The organism is uncultured Amaricoccus sp. (assembly GCF_937858865.1).
GTDB lineage: Bacteria > Pseudomonadota > Alphaproteobacteria > Rhodobacterales > Rhodobacteraceae > Amaricoccus.
The window spans coordinates 1-14,565 of record NZ_CALLYO010000627.1; the positions used below are offsets into that span (position 1 = coordinate 1).

15 protein-coding genes and 1 tRNA gene are annotated in these 14,565 nt (G+C 71.0%); 5 read left to right on the forward strand and 11 right to left on the reverse strand.

Features of this window, described 5'->3' with window-relative positions:
• The 4 genes from Q0112_RS18750 to lipB all read right to left on the reverse strand — a co-directional run.
• On the reverse strand, positions 1 to 812 hold an 812-nt coding region (locus tag Q0112_RS18750), incomplete at its 3' end, for a tripartite tricarboxylate transporter permease (protein ID WP_297977589.1).
• A 10-nt stretch (positions 813 to 822) separates the two neighbouring features.
• On the reverse strand, positions 823 to 1,302 hold the full coding sequence (locus tag Q0112_RS18755; RefSeq protein ID WP_297977590.1) for a tripartite tricarboxylate transporter TctB family protein: 480 nt from the start codon (positions 1,300 to 1,302) through the stop codon (positions 823 to 825).
• A 27-nt stretch (positions 1,303 to 1,329) separates the two neighbouring features.
• Complete coding sequence (locus Q0112_RS18760) at positions 1,330 to 2,271, reverse strand: tripartite tricarboxylate transporter substrate binding protein (protein WP_297977591.1); 942 nt, start codon at positions 2,269 to 2,271, stop codon at positions 1,330 to 1,332.
• An 83-nt stretch (positions 2,272 to 2,354) separates the two neighbouring features.
• Complete coding sequence (gene lipB, locus Q0112_RS18765; RefSeq protein WP_297977592.1) at positions 2,355 to 3,053, reverse strand: lipoyl(octanoyl) transferase LipB; 699 nt, start codon at positions 3,051 to 3,053, stop codon at positions 2,355 to 2,357.
• An 89-nt stretch (positions 3,054 to 3,142) separates the two neighbouring features.
• Here lipB and Q0112_RS18770 point away from each other — a divergent pair, with 89 nt between their 5' ends.
• The 5 genes from Q0112_RS18770 to Q0112_RS18790 all read left to right on the forward strand — a co-directional run bounded on the left by Q0112_RS18770 (position 3,143) and on the right by Q0112_RS18790 (position 7,954).
• Positions 3,143 to 4,567 carry a peptidoglycan-binding domain-containing protein gene (locus Q0112_RS18770; RefSeq protein ID WP_297977593.1) on the forward strand — a complete coding sequence of 475 codons (1,425 nt, stop codon included), beginning with the start codon at positions 3,143 to 3,145 and terminating at the stop codon, positions 4,565 to 4,567.
• Positions 4,568 to 4,635: 68 nt separating this feature from the next.
• Positions 4,636 to 4,722 (forward strand) — tRNA-Leu (locus tag Q0112_RS18775).
• A 210-nt stretch (positions 4,723 to 4,932) separates the two neighbouring features.
• The gene (gene leuB, locus Q0112_RS18780; RefSeq protein ID WP_297977595.1) at positions 4,933 to 6,033 is read left to right on the forward strand and encodes a 3-isopropylmalate dehydrogenase; all 1,101 of its coding nucleotides are present in this window, start codon (positions 4,933 to 4,935) and stop codon (positions 6,031 to 6,033) included.
• On the forward strand, positions 6,030 to 6,692 hold the full coding sequence (ung, locus tag Q0112_RS18785; protein ID WP_297977596.1) for a uracil-DNA glycosylase: 663 nt from the start codon (positions 6,030 to 6,032) through the stop codon (positions 6,690 to 6,692). The genes leuB and ung overlap by 4 nt, the downstream gene beginning before the upstream one ends.
• Positions 6,693 to 7,006: 314 nt before the next feature.
• Positions 7,007 to 7,954, forward strand: a complete 948-nt coding sequence (locus Q0112_RS18790) for a DMT family transporter (RefSeq protein ID WP_297977597.1) — start codon at positions 7,007 to 7,009, stop codon at positions 7,952 to 7,954.
• Positions 7,955 to 8,014: 60 nt separating this feature from the next.
• Here the strand turns inward: Q0112_RS18790 and Q0112_RS18795 are convergent, their stop codons facing one another.
• The 7 genes from Q0112_RS18795 to rbfA all read right to left on the reverse strand — a co-directional run bounded on the left by Q0112_RS18795 (position 8,015) and on the right by rbfA (position 14,544).
• Positions 8,015 to 9,142: a Fic family protein gene (locus Q0112_RS18795; RefSeq protein ID WP_297977598.1), complete on the reverse strand. Its 1,128-nt coding sequence runs from the start codon at positions 9,140 to 9,142 to the stop codon at positions 8,015 to 8,017.
• A gap of 221 nt (positions 9,143 to 9,363) precedes the next feature.
• On the reverse strand, positions 9,364 to 11,499 hold the full coding sequence (pnp, locus tag Q0112_RS18800) for a polyribonucleotide nucleotidyltransferase (RefSeq protein WP_297977599.1): 2,136 nt from the start codon (positions 11,497 to 11,499) through the stop codon (positions 9,364 to 9,366).
• Between the two features lie 159 nt (positions 11,500 to 11,658).
• On the reverse strand, positions 11,659 to 11,928 hold the full coding sequence (rpsO, locus tag Q0112_RS18805) for a 30S ribosomal protein S15 (RefSeq protein ID WP_297977600.1): 270 nt from the start codon (positions 11,926 to 11,928) through the stop codon (positions 11,659 to 11,661).
• 155 nt (positions 11,929 to 12,083) lie between these two features.
• Positions 12,084 to 12,527: a MaoC family dehydratase gene (locus tag Q0112_RS18810; protein ID WP_297977601.1), complete on the reverse strand. Its 444-nt coding sequence runs from the start codon at positions 12,525 to 12,527 to the stop codon at positions 12,084 to 12,086.
• Positions 12,528 to 12,538: 11 nt separating this feature from the next.
• Positions 12,539 to 13,249: a phosphatase PAP2 family protein gene (locus Q0112_RS18815; RefSeq protein ID WP_297977604.1), complete on the reverse strand. Its 711-nt coding sequence runs from the start codon at positions 13,247 to 13,249 to the stop codon at positions 12,539 to 12,541.
• The gene (truB, locus tag Q0112_RS18820) at positions 13,246 to 14,145 is read right to left on the reverse strand and encodes a tRNA pseudouridine(55) synthase TruB (RefSeq protein WP_297977606.1); all 900 of its coding nucleotides are present in this window, start codon (positions 14,143 to 14,145) and stop codon (positions 13,246 to 13,248) included. The genes Q0112_RS18815 and truB overlap by 4 nt, the downstream gene beginning before the upstream one ends.
• Positions 14,146 to 14,148: 3 nt before the next feature.
• Positions 14,149 to 14,544, reverse strand: a complete 396-nt coding sequence (rbfA, locus tag Q0112_RS18825) for a 30S ribosome-binding factor RbfA (protein WP_297977607.1) — start codon at positions 14,542 to 14,544, stop codon at positions 14,149 to 14,151.
• Positions 14,545 to 14,565 lie beyond the last annotated feature (21 nt).

Sequence of the window (14,565 nt, forward strand, 5' to 3'; positions counted from 1 at the left end):
CCGCCCGCCGGCATGGCGCCGATCGGGAAGCCGATCGCCGTGCCGCGCAGCCAGGGCTTCCAGGAGCGGGCCCAGTCGGCCTTGGTCATCCAGACCGAGCCCCTGACCGCCTCGACCTTCTCCTCGCCCTCGACCGGGGTGGCGGCGACCTTGAGCGCCTCGCCGACGGCGAAGAGGGCGACGGCGAGGGTCGTGACCTCGATGCCGTCGAGGAGGTCGGGGATGCCGAAGGTGAGCCGCGCCTGGCCGGTCTGCAGGTCGATGCCGATGAGGCCGAGGGTCAGGCCGATGAAGAGGGCGGTGATGCCGCGGAGCGCGCTGTCGCCGAAGGCGGCCGAGACGGTGACGAAGGCGAGCACCATCAGCGCGAAATAATCGGCCGGTCCGAGGGAGAGGGCGAACTTCACCACCCAGGGCGAGATGAAGGCGAGGCCGACGGTCGCGATGAGGCCGGCGACGAATGAGCCGATGGCGGCGGTGGCAAGCGCCGGGCCGCCGCGGCCGGCGCGGGCCATCTTGTTGCCCTCGAGGGCGGTGATGATCGAGGCGCTCTCGCCGGGCGTGTTGAGCAGGATCGAGGTCGTCGAGCCGCCGTACATGCCGCCGTAGTAGATGCCGGCGAACATGATGAGCGAGCCGGTGGGGTCGAGCTGGTAGGTGACGGGGAGGAGGAGGGCGACCGTCAGCGCCGGGCCGATTCCGGGCAGGACGCCGACGGCGGTGCCGAGCGTGACGCCGATCAGCGCGTAGAGCAGGTTCTGCGGGGTGAGCGCGAGGCCGAGGCCGTGCAGCAGGAGGCCGAAGGTGTCCATGCGCCCCCCGTCAGGGAATGAGCCGCTCGAGGGGCCCGGCCGGCAGCGAGAGCATCAGCACCCGCGCGAAGAGGGCCCATACGAGGAGCGAGAAGACGATGCCGATGGGGATCGTCAGCCAGAGCGGGCCGCGGCCGAAGCCCTTCGCGGTGAAGGCGAAGAGGAGCCCGGTCGCGACGGAGAAGCCGACGGGCTTCAGCAGCAGCAGCTGGAGCACGAGGCCGCCGACGATCCAGAGGACCGGAGAGAGCCGCTCCGGCTCGCGTTCGGGCATGCCGCCGCGCCAGGCCGAGACGGCGGTGCCGATCGCGAGCAGGAACAGCACCCCGGCGATGACGTAGGGGAAGGTGGTGGGGCCGACGCGGGCGTAGGCGGCGGTGACCTTCATCGCGCGGGTGTCGAAGAAGATCACCGCGGCAAGAAGCGCGAGCAGGAGCGCGACGACCAGGCCCGCGCGGTCCGGGCCGCGCGTTCCGGCGGGTCCGCTCACCGCCGGACCCTCACCCTCGGCCCCGGCTCACTGGACGAGGCCGATCTCTTTCAGGATGCCGGAGGTCGCCTCGATGTCGCTCTGCAGTTGCGTGGTGAAGGCGTCGCCGGCCTCGAAGCTGTCGATCCAGCCGCGGTCGGCCAGCGCCTTCTTCCAGGCCTCGGACTGCGCCATCTTCTCGATGTCGGCGGTGATCGCCGCCTTCTGCTCGTCGGTGATGCCGGGCGCGGCGGCGACCATGCGCCAGTTCTCCAGCGCGACGTCGATCCCGGCCTCCTTCAGCGTCGGGGCGTCGACGCCCTCCATCCGCTCCTCGCCCGAGACGGCGAGCACGCGCAGCGCGCCGGCTTCCACCTGGCTCTGGAACTCGCCGTAGCCCGAGACCCCGGCCGTCACCTGGCCGCCGAGGATCGCCGCCAGCGCCTCGCCGCCGCCGGAGAAGGCGATGTAGTTGACCTTGGTCGGATCGACCCCGGCCGCCTTGGCGACGAGGCCGGCGAGGATGTGGTCGGTGCCGCCGGCGGAGCCGCCGCCCCAGGAGACCGAGCCCGGGTCGGCCTGCAGCTTGGCGACGAGATCGGCCACGGTCTGGATGTCGCTCGCGGCCGGCACCACGATCGCCTCCTGCTCGCCGGTCAGCCGGGCGATCGGCGTGACCATCGTCAGGTCCACCGGCGAGGCGTTGGTCAGGATCGCCCCGACCATCACGTAGCCGCCGACGATGAGCGCCTCGGGATCGCCCTTCGACTGGTTCACGAACTGGGCGAGCCCGATCGTGCCGCCGGCCCCGGGGACGTTCGTCACCTGCACGTTGCCGGAGATGCCTTCCTCCTGCAGCACGGTCTGCATCGTGCGCGCGGTCTGGTCCCAGCCGCCGCCCGGCGAGGCGGGCGCCATGATCTTGTAGTCCGCGGCGAAGGCCGGGACGGCCAGGATTCCGGCGAGCGCACCGATCAGAAGCTTCCGCATCGCAATTCCCCCTCAGGCATCGTTTGATCTTGTGGCCGGATGCTAACCCCGTCGCCGGGGCGGCGCCAGCCTTTCGCGCGCCGTCACCGGGCCCGGCCGAAGACCTCCTCGAAGGCGTCGTGCAGCGCCAGGTCGAGGTCCGCCATGCCGACCGGCAGGCCGAGGTCGACGAGGCTCGTCACCCCGTGGCCGCGGATGCCGCAGGGCACGATGCCGGCGAAGTGGCCGAGGTCGGGCTCCACGTTGATGGCGATGCCGTGGAAGCTGACCCAGCGGCGGATGCGCACGCCGATCGCCGCGATCTTGTCCTCCGCCGGGCTGCCGTCGGCCTGCGGCGGCCGGTCGGGCCGCACCACCCAGACCCCGACCCGCCCCGGCCGCCGCTCGCCCCGGACCGCGAAGGCGGCGAGGGTGCGGATCACCCATTCCTCGAGCCGCCAGACGTAGGCCCGCACGTCGCGGCCGCGCGCGTTCAGGTCGAGCATGGCGTAGACCACGCGCTGCCCGGGGCCGTGGTAGGTGTATTCGCCGCCGCGCCGGCTGGGGTAGACCGGGAAGCGGTCGGGCCAGAGGAGGTCGGCCGGCCGCGCCGAGGTGCCTGCGGTATAGAGCGGCGGATGCTCGAGCAGCCAGACGAGCTCGCCCGCCGTCCCGGCCAGCATCGCCTCCACCCGCGCCTCCATCCCGGCCAGCGCCTCGGGGTAGGGGACGAGGCGGTCGGAGATGCGCCACTCGGGGGCGGTGGCCGGAGGTAGAAGGGCCTTTCTCGTTGCGCTCGTCATCGTCCCTCTTCGCGCAGGACCCGGAATCGGGTAGTATGATCAAAACCATTTGAGCAGTGCGAATTTAGTTTTCCTTCGGGGGATTCGCCATGACCGGTCGGAGTACGACAGCACTTCTTCTCTCCAGCGCGTTGCTTTTCACCCCTGCCCAGCCGGCGGTCGCCGACGGCACCGAGGCCTTCGTCGGCGGCCTGCTCGGCGGCGCGATCGGCAGCGCCATCTCGAATTCGGTGCAGCAGCGGCAGCGGCCGGTGGTGGTCGAGCGGCGCTATGTCACGCGGCGCGCGCCGGCGCCGGTGGTCAACAGCTACCAGCGCCAGCAGAACATGCAGGTGCAGACCGCCCTCAACTATTTCGGCTTCCCCGCGGGTGTCGTCGACGGGGTGATGGGCGCCAATTCGCGCTCGGCGATCGGCCAGTACCAGGCCTATCTCGGCTATCCCGCCACCGGCGTCCTGACCGAGTACGAGCGGGTCTTCCTCGTCTCCTCCTACGACCGTGCCCTCGTCGGCGGCGCGCAGACGGCGCAGATCATGGCGAGCGGGCAGGGGACGCGCGGCCTCCTGCTCGCCTTCCGGCAGGAGCAGGCCGGCGTGCCGGCGATGCCGATGCCGGCCCCGGCCGCCCCCATCGTCGCCGCCCCCTTCGTCGTCGCGGTGCCCGCACCGGCGCCGGCCGTCGCCACGGCGGCGCCGGGACCGGTCGCCGAGCCCGCACCCGCTCCCGCACCCGCGCCCGAGCCTGCCGCGCTGGCCGTGGCGGCGGAGCCTGCGGACCGGGCCGGCCTGCCGAGCTTCCTGCCGATGGCCGCGGCCGCGTCGATCGACAGCTACTGCAACCGCGTCAGCCTCGCGACCGGCTCCAACGGCGGCTTCGTGACGGTGGCGGCGATGACCGATCCGGCCCAGGCGCTGGGCGAGCAGTTCTGCCTCGCGCGCACCTACGCGGTCGAGCAGGGCGACAGCCTGGCGGGGACCGTCCAGGGTTTCTCGATGGCGGAGATGGAGGAGCAGTGCCGCGCCTTCGCGCCGTCGATGGCGGGCTACCAGGCGCGGCTGGCGAGCCAGGAGCCGGCGACGGTGCGCCCGGCGCTGCAGGATTTCGTGGTGTCGACCGGCGCGCCGGCAGCGCAGATGAGCGGCAGCGCGCGGATCTGCCTGGGGGTCGGCTACCGCACCGATGATGCGGAAGTGGCGCTGGCCTCGGCGATGGTGCTGGTCGGCCTCGGCGAGGAGGCCTATGGCGAGCTGGTCGGCCATCACCTGATGAACGGCTTCGCCGCGCCCAAGCGCCCCGACCGCGGCCTGGCCTGGCTCTCGGACGCCTCCGCCGCGCTGGCGGCCGGCGCCACCCCGCTGGTCGCGCGCGGCTCCGAGACCCACGCCGCGCTGATCGAGCAGGCGGTGGCCGAGCTCGGCGGCACGGCAGGCAAGCCGGTGCTGCAGGACGCCGCCGCGTCCGCGCCCGGCCAGGGCTTCGTGCTGCCGGCGGCACCCGGCCCGTCGTCGAACTGAGGCGTCGGCGAACCGACGCCGCTTCGCTCTTGTGGCCGGCCGGGGCCTTTGCTAGAAGCCCCGCCAGTGCGGTTGTGGCGGAACTGGTAGACGCGCAGCGTTGAGGTCGCTGTGGGCTAACCCCCGTGGAAGTTCGAGTCTTCTCAACCGCACCATTTACCCCACGTTTCGGACAGCGGATGCCAGCCGCCGCCGTTGCTGCATGGAATCGGCCGTGGGAGACCGCGGCGATCGGCCGCGCGGCATCGGCAGGCAGGCCTTCCGGATCGGCCGCGTCCTGGCGCCGGCCGGCCCTGCGCCCCGCCTTGACCCCTCCCGGCACAGGCGATACCGCCTGCCGGCGAGACAGCGAAGCGAGGAGCACCATGGCCGACCCGACCCTCCTGATCCTGCCGGGCGACGGCATCGGCCCCGAGGTGATGGCCGAGGTGCGCAAGGTCATCGCCTGGTTCGGCGCCAACCGCGGCCTCCGCTTCGCGATCGAGGAGGACCTGGTCGGCGGCTGCTCCTACGATGCGCACGGCACGCCGCTCACCGACGCGGCGATGGCGCGCGCCCAGGCGGCCGACGCCGTCCTCCTCGGCGCGGTGGGCGGGACGCAGTACGACGAGCTCGACTTCTCGCTGAAGCCCGAGCGCGGCCTCCTGCGCCTGCGCAAGGAGATGGACCTCTACGCCAACCTCCGCCCGGCGCAGTGCTTCGACGCGCTGGCCGATTTCTCCTCGCTGAAGCGCGAGGTGGTCGCCGGCCTCGACATCCTGATCGTCCGCGAGCTCACCTCGGGCATCTACTTCGGCGAGCCGCGCGGCATCGTCACCGAGGGCAACCAGCGCGTCGGCATCAACACCCAGCGCTACACCGAGGGCGAGATCGCCCGCGTCGCCCGCTCCGCCTTCGAGCTGGCGCGGCGGCGGTCGAACAGGGTCTGCTCGATGGAGAAGGCCAACGTCATGGAATCGGGCGTCCTCTGGCGCCAGGTCGTCACCGAGGTGCATGCCGCCGAATATCCCGACGTCGCGCTCTCCCACATGTACGCCGACGCCGGCGCCATGCAGCTCACCCGCTGGCCGAAGCAGTTCGACGTCATCGTCACCGACAACCTCTTCGGCGACCTCCTCTCCGACCTTGCCGCCATGCTGACCGGCTCGCTCGGCATGCTCCCCTCGGCCTCGCTCGGCGCCCCGATGGCGAACGGCCGGCCGAAGGCGCTCTATGAGCCGGTGCACGGCTCCGCCCCCGACATCGCCGGCCAGGGCAAGGCGAACCCGATCGCCTGCATCCTCTCCTTCGCCATGGCGCTGCGCTACTCGTTCGACGCCGGCGAGGAGGCCGCCGGCCTCGAGGCGGCGGTCGAGCGGGTGCTGGCCGACGGCCTGCGCACCGCCGACCTGCTCGGTCCGGAGGGCGGCACCCCGGTCTCCACCTCCGCCATGGGCGACGCCATCGTCGCCGCCCTCGGCGCGTGATCCCGCCGGCCTGGGCCGACGCCCTCGCCGCGGTCGCGCCCGGGATCGCAGCCGAGGTCGCGGCCGTCGAGGCCAGGGTCGCCGCCGCCCGCGCCGCCGGTACGCCCGTCGCCCCGGCCGACGCCGACGTCTGGCGCGCGCTGGCGCTCACCCCGCCCGAGGCGGTCCGCGTCGTCCTCCTCGGCCAGGATCCCTATCCGCCCCCCGGCCACGCCGACGGCCTCGCCTTCTCGGTCCGCCCCGGCATCGCCCCGCCCCGCTCGCTCGCCAACGTCTTCCGCGAGCTCCAGGCCGACCTCGGCCTGCCGCCGCCGCGGAGCGGCAGCCTCGAGCCCTGGGCCCGCCAGGGTGTCCTCCTGCTCAACACCGCCCTGACCGTCGAGGAAGGCGCCGCCAACGCCCATGCCGGCTGGGGCTGGACCCCGGTCACCGAGGCCGTCATCGACGCGGTCAGCGCCCGCCCCGAGCCGGCCGTCTTCCTGCTCTGGGGCCGCCGGGCCCAGGCCAAGGCGCCGCGCATCGCGCCGCGCCACACCGTCCTCGCCGCCGCCCACCCCTCGCCGCTCGCCCGCGGCGCCTTCTCCGGTTCCCGCCCCTTCTCCCGCGCCAATGCCGCGCTCGCCGCCGCCGGTCGTGGCGCGATCGACTGGCGCCTCTGAGAGACCGCCACGAAAGACACCCTGCCGCAGGATCGTCAGGCACGTTAACCTCGGTGAAGGAACGATGAACGCGCTCTGGATATTCCAGCTTGTTCAGTCACTTGATTGTGGTCGCACGCGTGCGACAAGTGTGCGCGGACGGGCCCGGGGCGGTCTCGCGGGCCTCTTGCTGGAACCTCTCCGACACGAGCCTGCCGAAGTGCCGCGGCCACTGGAAGCCGGGGCGCGGGCCGGATAGAGGAGGGGGATCGCGGAAGACGAGTGACACGTGTGAGACCGACCAGACTGCGCGCCCCGGCCGGGCGCAGGCCGCTATGACTCCGAACGCCAGGGGCGCGCTGCTCGCGCTCGGCGCCTTCGCCATCTATTCGACGCACGACGTGGTGGTGAAGTCGCTGGGCGGGACCTATTCGCCGCTGCAGATCGTCTTCTTCGCCAACCTCTTCGGCTTCCCGGTCGTGACGGTGATGATGATGCGCGACCGGTCCGAGGGGAACCTCCGGCCGCGGCATCCCTGGTGGACGGCGCTGCGCGTCGTGGCGGCCACCGCCTCGACCACGCTCGCCTTCTACGCCTTCTCCGTGCTGCCGATGGCGCAGACCTACGCGCTCATCTTCGCCGCGCCGCTGCTCATCACCATGCTCGCAGTGCCGATCCTCGGCGAGACCGTCGGCTGGCGCCGCTCGCTGGCGGTGATCGTCGGCCTCCTCGGCGTCATCGTCGTGCTCCGCCCCGGCTCGACCGAGCTCGGGGTCGGCCATGCCGCGGCCCTCACGGCCGCCGTCTGCTCCGCCGTCGGCGCGGTGGTCATGCGCAAGATCGGCCACGAGGAGCGGAGCGCGGTGATGCTCCTCTACCCGATGATGGCGAACTTCCTGCTCATGGGCTGCGCCATGCCGTTCGTCTACCGCCCGATGCCGGCGCTCGACCTCGGCGGGCTGGCACTGATGGCGGTGCTGGGCTTCGTCGGCGGGCTCTGCATCATCGCCGCCTACCGGGCCGGCCGCGCCGTGGTGGTGGCGCCGATGCAGTATTCGCAGATCCTCTGGGCCGTGGTCTACGGCTACGCCTTCTTCGGCGAGACCCCCGATGCCGCCACCGCGATCGGCGCCGCCATCATCATCCTCTCCGGCATCTACGTCGTCTTCCGCGAGGAGCGGCCGCACGTCTCGCGCACCCGCCCGGTCCTCGCCAACCAGACCCGCTACGTGAGCGGCACCTACCCGCGCGTCAGCAGCATCCGCCGGCTGCTCCGGCGATAGCGGTCCCGGAACGGCGCTGGACGCGGATGGGATCGCTCCGCCGCAGCTCTCTCGTCGACTTCATTCGCGGACGATGTCGATCAGCGGCTGGAAGGCATACATGGCCGGCCGCCGTCCTGCTCCCGGAGCGACCTGTACCAGCAGACCTGCGTCGCGGAGCTTGCGCGTGATGTCCATCGCAACGTGTGGCGGTATGCCGCTGGAAGCGGTGAACCGGTTGTTCCTGAACGTCGGGTTGGTGAACATGAAATCCACCGCGTCCATCGCCCAGCGGCTGTTCAGTTGATCACGGAAGCGCCCCTTCATCTCCTCGTGCAGCGCGAAGATGCGCGACATGGTGTTGATGTTCCTCCGCGCCTGCTCGCCAAGTGCCGAGAGGAAGAACATGCACCATTCCGTCCATTCTCCGTGCGAGGACACGCGTCGCATTCGCTCGACGTACTCGTCGCGCATGTCCTCGAACGCAGCGCTTACGTAGAAGTGGGGGGCGCGGATCAGCCGGTAGTCCCACAGCATCAGGGTGATCAGCATCCGGCCGATGCGGCCGTTGCCGTCCTTGAAGGGATGGAGCGCCTCGAACTCGACATGCGCGAGCGCGGTCTTCAGGAGGCTGTTGCGAGGATCGTCGTGCATGAAGGCGATCAGGCTCTGCATGCCAGCGGGTAGGCTCTCCGGGGAAATGGGTACGAAGGAGATGGATCTCCGCCTGCTGTCGCCAATGTAGTTCTGCTCGCTCTTGTAGGCACCGGGCTCGAGGCTCGCCCCGCGGCCGTACGAGAGGAGGATCTGGTGCGCACTCCGGACCATGAACTCGGAAATCGGCTGACCGTCGGACATCTCGCGCTGGATTCGGCGCATCGCCCGCGCATAGAGGAAGGTTTCCACGGCCTCCGACCTGGCATTGGAGAAGGCCTCGGCGTCGCCCGCGTCCTCCTCGGCCTCGATCCGCAGGATCTCTTCGAGGGTGGAGAGGGTGCCTTCCATGCGCGATGAGACCACTGCCTCCTGGTTCCGCAGGGGCGCGAGCAGGATCTCCCCGTCGTGCATGGACGCGAGCATCTGGTCATAGCGGGCGAGAGCGGCGGTCGCCTCGACGAGGGGATCGATCAGGCGCTCGTAGCCCAGGTTCTCGGGCGGAAATGCACCGTAGTGGTAGTGCACCGCCTTAGAGAGGTCGTGATGTGCCATGTTGTGCTCCGAAGGGCCTTCCGGCCACATCAAGCCGCCTTGTAGTGGACGGGAGCACGGCTAGCAAGCTTGATGTGCTCGGATCTGCCTTTTAGGCACAACAAGCCGCGTTGTTGTGTCCGGAAGCACGGCCATGTGTCTTGTTGTGCCCGGAACGCCTACTGCCAACGACAAAGGCCCCGCGCGAGCGGGGCCTTTGAAGGGTGGTAATGGATTGACGCCTACTCCGCCGCGGCGCTCTCGTCGACCTTTTCCTTGCCGGTCTCCTGGTCGACGGCCTTCATCGAGAGGCGGACCTTGCCGCGCTCGTCGAAGCCCATGAGCTTGACCTTGACCGACTGGCCCTCCTGAAGGATGTCCTTCGGGTGGCCGACCCGCTCGCTCGACAGCTGGCTGACGTGGACGAGGCCGTCGCGCTTGCCGAAGAAGTTCACGAAGGCGCCGAAGTCCATGATCTTCACCACCTTGCCGGTGTAGATCCTGCCGACCTCGGGCTCGTCGACGATGGCGGCGATCAGCTCGCGCGCCTTCTCGATCGCAGCCGAGTTCGCCGAGGCGATCTTGATCGTGCCGTCGTCGTTGATGTCGACCTTGGCGCCCGATTCCTCGACGATGCCGCGGATCACCTTGCCGCCCGAGCCGATCACCTCGCGGATCTTGTCGACGGCGATCTGCATCGTCTCGATGCGCGGGGCGTGGGCGGAGAACTCGGTGCGGCCGGCGGTGAGCGCCTTGCCCATCTCGCCAAGGATGTGCATCCGGCCGTCCTTCGCCTGGGCGAGGGCCTGCTCCATGATCGCGGGCGTGATGCCGGCGACCTTGATGTCCATCTGCAGCGAGGTGATGCCGTTCGCCGTGCCGGCGACCTTGAAGTCCATGTCGCCGAGGTGATCCTCGTCGCCGAGGATGTCGGTGATGACCGCGTACTTCTCGCCCTCGAGGATCAGGCCCATGGCGACGCCCGCCACCGGCGCCTTCAGGGGCACGCCGCCGTCCATCATCGAGAGCGACGAGCCGCAGACCGTCGCCATCGAGGAGGAGCCGTTCGACTCGGTGATCTCCGAGACGATGCGGATGGTGTAGGGGAAGTCGGTCGCCGCCGGCAGCACCGCCTGCAGCGCCCGCCAGGCGAGCTTGCCGTGGCCGATCTCGCGCCGCCCCGGCGAGCCCATGCGGCCGGTCTCGCCGACCGAGTAGGGCGGGAAGTTGTAGTGCAGCAGGAAGCTCGAGCGCGAGGTGCCGTGCAGCGCGTCGATCATCTGCTCGTCGTCGCCGGTGCCGAGCGTGGTGACGACCAGCGCCTGCGTCTCGCCGCGGGTGAAGAGCGAGGAGCCGTGCGTGCGCGGCAGGACGCCCACCTCGGCGACGATCGGCCGCACGGTGACGAGGTCGCGTCCGTCGATGCGCCGGCCGTGGTCGAGGATGTCCCAGCGGACGACGTCGGACTCGAGCTTCTTGATGACGGCGTCGAGGTTCGCGTCCGCCTGCTCCTCCTCGGAGAGGCCGGCGACGATCTGCGCCTTCGCCGCGGCGACGGCATCGTGGCGGGCGAGCTTGTCGCGCACGCCGAAGGCCGCGCGCATCGCCTCGCCGCCGAGTGCCTTCGCCCGCTCGTAGAGCGGGGCGTACTCCGGCGCGTCGAAGGTGAAGGGCTCCTTGGCGGCGTCCTCGGCCATGTCGATGATGAGGTCGATCACCGGCTGCATCTGCTCGTGGCCGAACTTGACCGCGCCGAGCATCTCGGCCTCGGTGAGCTCGTAGGCCTCGGACTCGACCATCATCACCGCGTCCTTGGTGCCGGCGACCACGAGGTCGAGCCGCTGCTCGGGGTTCTCCCGCAGCTTCTCCATGTCGTCGACCGCCGGGTTCAGCACGTAGGCGCCGTCGACGAAGCCGACGCGCGCCGCGCCGATCGGCCCCATGAAGGGCACGCCCGAGAGGGTGAGGGCCGCGGAGGCGGCGATCATCGCGACGATGTCGGGGTCGTTCTCCATGTCGTAGGAGAGGACGGTGGCGATGACCTGCACCTCGTTGCGGAAGCCCGCGACGAAGAGCGGGCGGATCGGCCGGTCGATGAGCCGCGAGGTCAGCGTCTCCTTCTCGGAGGGGCGCGCCTCGCGCTTGAAGAAGCCGCCTGGAATCTTGCCGGCGGCGTAGGTCTTCTCCTGGTAGTGCACGGTCAGCGGGAAGAAGTCCTGCCCGGGCTTCGCGGTCTTCTCGAAGACGACGGTCGCGAGCACGCTCGTCTCGCCATAGGTGGCGAGGACGGCCCCATCGGCCTGGCGGGCGATCTTCCCCGTTTCGAGCGTGAGCGTGTCATGGCCCCACTCGATCGATTTGCGTACGACGTTGAACATGTCTCTTCCTTCGTATCGGCGGGGGGACCCCCTGGTCCGGCGCCGTGCAACGCGGGGGCGCATTCCCCCGCGGACCCCTCGTTCGGGCGGGCGCTCCCTCGGGGTCGGAGGGGGCCCGGCGGATTGGAAAGGGCGCGCCCCGTGGCGCGCCCCCTGGTGTCAGCGGCGGATGCCGAGGCGGCCGATCAGCGTCTGGTAGCGGCTCTCGTCCTTGCGCTTGACGTAGTCGAGGAGCTTGCGGCGCTGCGAAACCATCTTGAGCAGCCCACGCCGGGAATGGTTGTCCTTGGTGTGGGTCTTGAAATGCTCGGTCAGCGTGTTGATGCGGCTGGTCAGGATCGCAACCTGCACCTCGGGCGAACCGGTGTCGCCGGCCTTGGTGGCATAGTCCTTGATCAGCTGCTCTTTCACGTCGGGCGTGATCGACATCGGATGTCCTTTCCGTTTTGGAGATGGCCGGTCTCTCGGCGGCCGCAGCCGGGATGTCGTCCAGCGGGGTCGGGAGAGGCGGGCCGGCGGGAAGAGGCTCCCCTCGGCGCGCCGCCTATACAACCTCGACGCGGCAATGGGAAGCGGAAACGCGCTCAGCTCCGCCGGAAGGCGAGCATCCTCGACACGAGCACCTGCACCACCTCGCCGCGCTGGTTCAGCGTCTCGGACCGCACCGTGATCATCCCGCGCTCCGGGCGCGAGCGCGAGGGCACGATCTTCTCGATGACGCTCACGACGTGCAGCACGTCGCCGGGACGGGTCGGCCGCGGCCAGGAGATCTCGCCCCCCGCGCCGATCAGCCCCCCGGCCATCGGCAACCCGCCATCGACGAGAAGCCGCATCGTCACCCCCATCGTATGCCAGCCGCTCGCCGCGAGGCCGCCGAAGAAGCTGTCCTTCGCCGCCGCCTCGTCGGTGTGGAAGGGCTGCGGGTCGAACTCGCCGGCAAAGGCCTTGATCGTCTCGGCCGTCATCTCGCGCTCGCCGCTGACGAGCTTCTGCCCGACGTGGAGATCCTCGAGATACAGTCTTTCCATCGCTCCGCCCCCTATCGTTCTTCCGGCTCGGTTTCCGCCTCGACCGCACCGCGCAGCGCCAGCCAGTGCGCGACCAGCCAGCAGCCGAGCGCCCAGGCCGCGCCGGCGCTCCAGCCGGCCAGCACGTCGGTCGGCCAGTGCACGCCGAGATAGACCCGGCTCACGCCGATCGCCACCGTCACGAGAACCGCGAGCGTCAGCACATAGGCCTTGAGCGCGCGGGTGGGCTGCACCCGCGCGACGATCGTCGCCAGCGTGAGATAGGTGACCGCGGCCATCATCGAATGGCCGGAGGGAAAGCTCGCGGTATAGGTCTGCATCCCGTGCGGCACGAGGTCGGGGCGCGGCCGGTCGAAGCCGATCTTGGCGAGCGAGCTCATCGCCTGCCCGCCGGTCACCGCGACGAGCACGAGCCACATCGATCCGCGCTTGCCGTGCAGCCAGAGGAAGCCGGCAACGGCGAGCGTGATCGCCGACAGCACCCCGACCCCGCCGAGCCCGGTGACGTCGCGCATGAGCTCCTCGACCCATCCCGGACCGAGCGGATCGGCCGGGTCGGCCGGGCTCCGCAGCGCCAGCAGGAGCCGGGTGTCGAAGGCATGGGTCTCGCCCTCGGCCACCTCGTCGGCGAGGCCGAAGAAGGCCCAGGCGCAGAGGGCGACGACGAGCAGCACCGCGAGCGCCCTGGGCTCGAGGAAGCGGGCGGAGGAACGCGCCCTCAACCGAGGACCAGCACGCGCGAGGGATGGAGCTCGCCGCCGCGCCAGGTGCCGATGGCGACGGGCCGGCCCTCGGCGCTCGCCCAGGCGGTCGTCCCCTCGGGCAGGCCGGCCGGCAGCGGCACAGGGTTGCCGTTCCTCAGCCGCTCGAGGACGTGCGGCGGGCAGGCGAGCTCGGGCACCCCGGCGAGCGCCGCCTCGATCGGCCGGAGCCGCCGGGCGAGATCCGCGCCGCCGGCCTCGAGCTCCGGCCAGGTCACGGCGCCCGCGAGGGTGAAGGGGCCGGACCAGAGCCGCCGGAGCTCGGCGACATGGCCGAGGCAGCCGAGCGCGATCCCGAGGTCGCGGGCGATCGCGCGCACGTAGCCACCCTTGCCGCAGGTCATCTCGAGGACGGCGGTGTCGGGACCGGGCACCGCCACCAGCTCCAGCCGCTCGACGTGCAGCGGGCGGGCGGCGAGGTCGAGCGCCTCGCCGGCGCGGGCGAGGTCGTAGGCGCGCTGGCCGTCGACCTTCACTGCCGAGATCTGCGGCGGAACCTGCAGGATGTCGCCGGTGAAGGCCGGCAGCGCGGCGCGGATCGCCTCCGGCGACGGCCGCTCGGCCGAGGTCGCGATCACCTCTCCCTCGGCGTCGTCGGTCGCCGTCTGCGCCCCCCAGCGCAAGGTGAAGCGGTAGGCCTTGCGCGCGTCGGCGACGAAGGGAACGGTCTTGGTCGCCTCGCCGAAGGCGACGGCGAGCAGGCCGGTCGCGGCCGGGTCGAGCGTGCCGGCATGGCCGGCCTTGGCCGCGCCGAGTGCCCAGCGCGCCTTGCCGACCACGGCCGAGGAGGTGAGCCCGGCGGGCTTGTCGACGATCAGCCAGCCGTGCACCGGCCGGCCGCGCGAACGGCGGGCCATGGCCTAGTCTTCGAGATCGCGGCGGACCGCGGGCGAGCGCAGCAGCTCGCGGGTGCGATCCATCTGGTCGAAGCGGGTGTCGGGCTCGAAGGCGAGCTCGGGCGAGAAGCGCAGGTCGATGCGGTCGGTGACCAGTCGGCGCAGCTCGGCGCGGTTGCGGCCGAGCGCCGTCACCACCTCGCGGGTGTTGACCCCGCCGAGCGGCATGACGAAAGCCGTCGCGTGGCGCAGGTCGGGCGAGACGCGCACCTCCGAGACGGTGATCGAGGCCAGCGCCAGCGCCTCGTCGTGCACCTCGCCGCGGGCGAGGATCTCGGAGAGCGCGCGGCGGATCACCTCGCCGACGCGAAGCTGCCGCTGGCTCGGGGTGCCGCCGGAGAGGGGTCTTGTCTTTGCCATCCGGCTCAGATCCTATCGGGA

Bases quoted from the DNA above. Each gene is read 5' to 3' on its own strand.
- Q0112_RS18760 (WP_297977591.1), bottom strand. From the start codon at position 2,271: ATGCGGAAGCTTCTGATCGGTGCGCTCGCCGGAATCCTGGCCGTCCCG.
- lipB (WP_297977592.1), bottom strand. From the start codon at position 3,053: ATGACGAGCGCAACGAGAAAGGCCCTTCTACCTCCGGCCACCGCCCCC.
- Q0112_RS18770 (WP_297977593.1), top strand. From the start codon at position 3,143: ATGACCGGTCGGAGTACGACAGCACTTCTTCTCTCCAGCGCGTTGCTT.
- leuB (WP_297977595.1), top strand. From the start codon at position 4,933: ATGGCCGACCCGACCCTCCTGATCCTGCCGGGCGACGGCATCGGCCCC.
- Q0112_RS18790 (WP_297977597.1), top strand. From the start codon at position 7,007: ATGACTCCGAACGCCAGGGGCGCGCTGCTCGCGCTCGGCGCCTTCGCC.
- Q0112_RS18795 (WP_297977598.1), bottom strand. From the start codon at position 9,142: ATGGCACATCACGACCTCTCTAAGGCGGTGCACTACCACTACGGTGCA.
- pnp (WP_297977599.1), bottom strand. From the start codon at position 11,499: ATGTTCAACGTCGTACGCAAATCGATCGAGTGGGGCCATGACACGCTC.
- rpsO (WP_297977600.1), bottom strand. From the start codon at position 11,928: ATGTCGATCACGCCCGACGTGAAAGAGCAGCTGATCAAGGACTATGCC.
- Q0112_RS18810 (WP_297977601.1), bottom strand. From the start codon at position 12,527: ATGGAAAGACTGTATCTCGAGGATCTCCACGTCGGGCAGAAGCTCGTC.
- truB (WP_297977606.1), bottom strand. From the start codon at position 14,145: ATGGCCCGCCGTTCGCGCGGCCGGCCGGTGCACGGCTGGCTGATCGTC.
- rbfA (WP_297977607.1), bottom strand. From the start codon at position 14,544: ATGGCAAAGACAAGACCCCTCTCCGGCGGCACCCCGAGCCAGCGGCAG.